This window comes from Pseudomonas sp. SDO52101_S400 (genome assembly GCF_054071635.1).
In genome coordinates this window covers 1-4584 of record NZ_JBSVWF010000118.1, presented here as the reverse complement: position 1 = coordinate 4584, position 4584 = coordinate 1, and the positions used below count along the sequence as shown (strand labels likewise).

Annotated in this window: 4 protein-coding genes; all 4 read right to left on the bottom strand. The window is 61.7% G+C overall.

From position 1 onward, the window contains the following. Nucleotides 1-51: 51 nt before the first annotated feature. The 4 genes from ACW9HX_RS28825 to ACW9HX_RS28810 all read right to left on the bottom strand — a co-directional run bounded on the left by ACW9HX_RS28825 (nt 52) and on the right by ACW9HX_RS28810 (nt 4421). On the bottom strand, nt 52-1476 hold the full coding sequence (locus ACW9HX_RS28825) for a gamma-aminobutyraldehyde dehydrogenase (RefSeq protein WP_457383179.1): 1425 nt from the start codon (nt 1474-1476) through the stop codon (nt 52-54). A 171-nt stretch (nt 1477-1647) separates the two neighbouring features. Then, nucleotides 1648-2457, bottom strand: coding sequence for an ABC transporter permease (locus ACW9HX_RS28820; protein WP_134825601.1), 810 nt, complete (start codon nt 2455-2457; stop codon nt 1648-1650). After that, on the bottom strand, nt 2447-3382 hold the full coding sequence (locus ACW9HX_RS28815) for an ABC transporter permease (protein WP_457383178.1): 936 nt from the start codon (nt 3380-3382) through the stop codon (nt 2447-2449). Before ACW9HX_RS28815 ends, ACW9HX_RS28820 begins: the two co-directional genes overlap by 11 nt. A 1-nt stretch (nt 3383) precedes the next feature. Then, entirely contained in the window at nt 3384-4421 is a 1038-nt protein-coding gene (locus ACW9HX_RS28810; RefSeq protein WP_096819314.1) for an ABC transporter ATP-binding protein, read from the bottom strand. Nucleotides 4422-4584: the final 163 nt, after the last annotated feature.

Here is a 4584-nt window from a genome sequence, read left to right as displayed (position 1 = left end):
TTGGAATGCATTCCCCTGTGGGAGCGGGCTTGCTCGCGAAGCTTTTGGCTTTTAGTGCTTGAACATCACATGCCGAACCGTGGTGTAGTCCTCCAGCCCGTACATGGACATGTCCTTGCCATAGCCGGAAAGTTTCTGACCGCCATGCGGCATTTCGCTGACAAGCATGAAGTGCGTATTCACCCAGGTGCAGCCGTACTGCAAACGGGCGGACAGGCGATGAGCGCGCCCTACATCCGCCGTCCACACCGAGGACGCCAGGCCGTAGTCCGAATCGTTGGCCCATTCCAGCGCCTGGGCTTCATCGGTGAATTTGGTCACCGACACCACCGGCCCGAACACTTCGCGGCGGACGATTTCGTCGTCCTGCTGCGCGTCGGCCAGAACGGTCGGTTCGAAGAAGAAACCGTTGCCCTCCACAGCCTTGCCGCCGGTGATCAAACGAATGTGCGGTTGCGCCACGGCGCGCTCGACAAACCCGGCCACGCGGTCGCGATGCTGGGCGGTGATCAGCGGCCCGAGCTCGGTCGACGGATCATCCTGCAAGCCGTACTTGATGCTGCTGACCGCTGCGCCAAGTTTCTCGACGAACTTGTCGTAGATGCCTTGCTGGGCGTAGATCCGGCATGCAGCGGTGCAATCCTGACCGGCGTTGTAGAAGCCGAAGGTGCGAATGCCTTCGACTGCCGCATCAATGTCGGCATCGTCGAAGATGATCACCGGGGCCTTGCCGCCCAGTTCCATGTGCATGCGTTTGACGCTGTCGGCGGTGCTGGAAATGATGTTCGAACCGGTGGCGATGGAGCCGGTCAGCGAGACCATGCGCACTTTCGGATGGGTCACCAGCGGGCTGCCCACGCTTGGCCCGCGACCGAACACCAGATTGAGTACACCGGCCGGGAAAATGTCCGACGCCAGTTCGGCCAGACGCAACGCGGTCAGCGGGGTCTGTTCCGACGGCTTGAGAACCACGGTATTACCGGCGGCGAGGGCCGGGGCGATTTTCCAGGCGACCATCATCAGCGGGTAGTTCCACGGCGCGATGGAGGCGATCACGCCCACCGGATCGCGGCGGATCATCGAAGTGTGGCCGGGCAGGTATTCGCCGCCGGCCGAACCGCTCATGCAGCGGCTGGCACCAGCGAAGAAACGGAACACGTCGGCAATCGCCGGGATCTCGTCATTCAGCGCGGCGCTGTAAGGTTTGCCGCAGTTGTCCGACTCCAGTTTGGCCAGTTCTTCGCCATGGGCTTCGATGGCGTCGGCGAGTTTGAGCAGCAACAGCGAACGGTCTTTCGGCGTGGTCTGTGACCACTCGGCGAAGGCACTGTCGGCGGCGCGCACGGCGGCATCGACCTGGGCTTCGCTGGCTTCGTTGATTTCCACCAGCACTTCACCGCGCGCCGGGTTGAGCACCGGTTGCGCCGGGCCTTCGCCGTTGACCAGTTGGCCGTTGATCAAGAGTTTGGTTTGCATTTGATTGTCCTCTTCGAAGCAATTGTTATTTTTCTGAAGAAACCGGGTTCCATTGTGGGAGCGGGCTTGCTCGCGAAAGCGTTGGGTCAGCCGACATCAATGCTGAATTTGATTGCCTCTTCGCGAGCAAGCCGGCTCCCACATTTCGATCCGGTTTCTTCAGTTATTCGGTTATTTGCCGCCGCTGCCGGCCACGCTCTCGCCACCCCGGGTCAGGTAGTAGGCGCCGAGGATCGGCAGCATGGTCACCAGCATCACCAGCATCGCCACGACGTTGGTCACAGGCACGTCCCGAGGGCGGCTCAGTTGATTGAGCAGCCACAGCGGCAAGGTGCGTTCGTGGCCGGCGGTGAAAGTGGTGACGATGATTTCGTCGAACGACAGCGCAAACGCGAGCATGCCGCCGGCGAGCAGCGCCGAGCCGAGGTTCGGCAGGATGATGTAGCGAAAGGTCTGCCAGCCGTCGGCGCCGAGATCCATCGATGCCTCGATCAGGCTGTGAGAGGTGCGACGTAGGCGGGCGATGACGTTGTTGTAGACGATCACCACGCAGAAGGTCGCGTGGCCGACGATGATGGTGAACATCCCCGGCTCGATCCCCAGCGTCTTGAAGGTCGCCAGCAGCGCGATCCCGGTGATGATCCCCGGCAGCGCAATCGGCAGGATCAGCATCAGCGAAATGCCCTGTTTGCCGAAGAAGTCCCGGCGGTACAACGCCGCAGAAGCAAGGGTGCCGAGGACCATCGCAATCAGCGTGGCAATGGCCGCGATCTGCAGCGACAACTTGATCGCTTCCAGTACGTCAGGCCGGGAAAACGCCACGCTGAACCAGTGCAGCGTGAAGCCTTTCGGTGGAAAGCTGAACGCCGCGTCTTCGGTGTTGAAGGCGTAGAGGAAGATGATCAGGATCGGGAAGTGCAGGAACACCAGCCCGCCCCAGGCTGCGATTTTCAGGCCTAAAGAGGCTTTCTCAGAGTGCATCGAAGGCCCCCAGTCGTTTGACGATGGACAGGTAGATGGCGATCAGCACGATGGGCACCAGCGTGAACGCGGCGGCCATTGGCATGTTGCCGATTGCGCCCTGTTGCGCGTAGACCATGCTGCCGACGAAGTAGCCCGGCGGCCCCACCAGTTGCGGCACGATGAAGTCGCCCAGGGTCAGCGAGAACGTGAAGATTGAACCGGCAGCAATCCCCGGCACCGACAGCGGCAGAATCACCTGCATGAAGGTCTGGCGCGGCTTGGCCCCGAGGTCGGCGGAGGCTTGCAGCAAGGACGGCGGCAAGCGTTCCAGCGAGGCCTGGATCGGCAGGATCATGAACGGCAGCCAGATGTAGACGAACACCATGAAGCGGCCCAGATGTGAGGTCGACAAGGTGCTGCCGCCGACCCCGGGAATCCCCAGAATGAACTGCAGAACCGGCTCCAGCCCCAGGTGCTGAACGAACCACTGGGCGACGCCGCCCTTGGCCAGCAGCAGCGTCCAGGCATAGGCCTTGACGATGTAACTGGCCCACATCGGCATCATCACCGCGATGTAGAAAAACGCCTTGGTCTTGCCGGTGGTGTAGCGCGCCATGTAGTAGGCAATCGGGAACGCGACGATGGCGCTGGCGATCGACACCACGACGGCCATGCTCAGGGTGCGCAGGATGATGTCGAAGTTCGACGGCTGGAATAGCGCGGCGAAGTTGGCCAGGGTCAGGTCCGGGGTGACCGCCATGGTGAAGTCGTCGAAGGTGTAGAAACCTTGCCAGAGCAGCACTAGCAGCGACCCCAGATAGATCGCGCCGAACCATAGCAGCGGCGGCACCAACAGCATCGACAGATACAGATTCGGCTTGCGATAGAGCAAGTTGGAAAACCTGCGCAACGGCGCCGATTGAGGGAGGGCGAGGACGGTCATGTCACACCCCGCTCGCAACGGTGTCGTGCAACGGAATCATCGCTTCCCGCGCCCAGCGTGCGCTGATTCGCTGACCGGTCTGGTGCTGCGCGCTGCTGTCGATCCACTGATTGTTGGCGTGGCTGATGCTCAGGGTCTGGCCGTTTTCCAGGGTCAGTTCATAGCGCGTGGCGCTGCCCTGATACTGGATGTCGTGGAGCAGGCCGCTGACTTCGATTTCATGGCTGGCCAACGGGCCTTCGGCGAAACGCACGTGTTCCGGGCGGATCGAAAACGGCTGCGGATGACCGCTGAGCTGGCGCGCCAGATCGCCACGAATCACGTTCGAGGTGCCGACGAATTCGGCGACGAACGTCGTGGTGGGTTTCATGTACAGATTGCGCGGCGTGTCGACCTGCTCGATGCGACCCTTGTTGAACACGGCCACGCGGTCGGACATCGACAGCGCTTCAGTCTGGTCGTGGGTGACGAAGATGAAAGTGATGCCGAGCTGGCGTTGCAGCTTCTTCAGTTCGCTCTGCATCTGTTCGCGCAGCTTCAGGTCGAGGGCGCCCAACGGCTCGTCGAGCAACAGCACCCGCGGGCGATTGACCAGCGCGCGGGCGAGGGCGACACGCTGGCGCTGACCGCCGGACAACTGCACCGGTTTGCGGGCGCCGTAGCCGCCGAGGGCGACCATGTCCAACGCTTCTTCGGCGCGTTTGTGGCGCTCGTTCTTGTTCACGCCTTTGACTTTCAAACCGTAGGCGACGTTGTCCAGCACGTTCATGTGCGGGAACAACGCGTAATCCTGAAACACCGTGTTTACGTCGCGCTGATAGGGCGGCAGACCGGCGGCCTCGGCGCCGTGAATGCGGATCGAGCCCGCGCTCGGTTGCTCGAACCCTGCGATCAGGCGCAGGCACGTGGTCTTGCCCGAACCGGAAGGGCCGAGCATGGAAAAGAACTCGCCGTCCTGGATATCGATGGAAACCCGGTCAACGGCCTTCACCTCGCCGAACTGCCGGGAAACGTTGGTGAACTGGACTGCAAGCGTCATGGTGCGGTGCTCCAAAAAGGCGAGGGCCGTCGCAGCGGCCCTGCCTGGACTTCTGAAAAATCTGAATCGAATGCGATCTACCTGTGATGGAGATCAAATGTGGGAGCGGGCTTGCTCGCGAATGCGGTCTTTCATTCGACTTTGATGCTGACTGACCTGACGC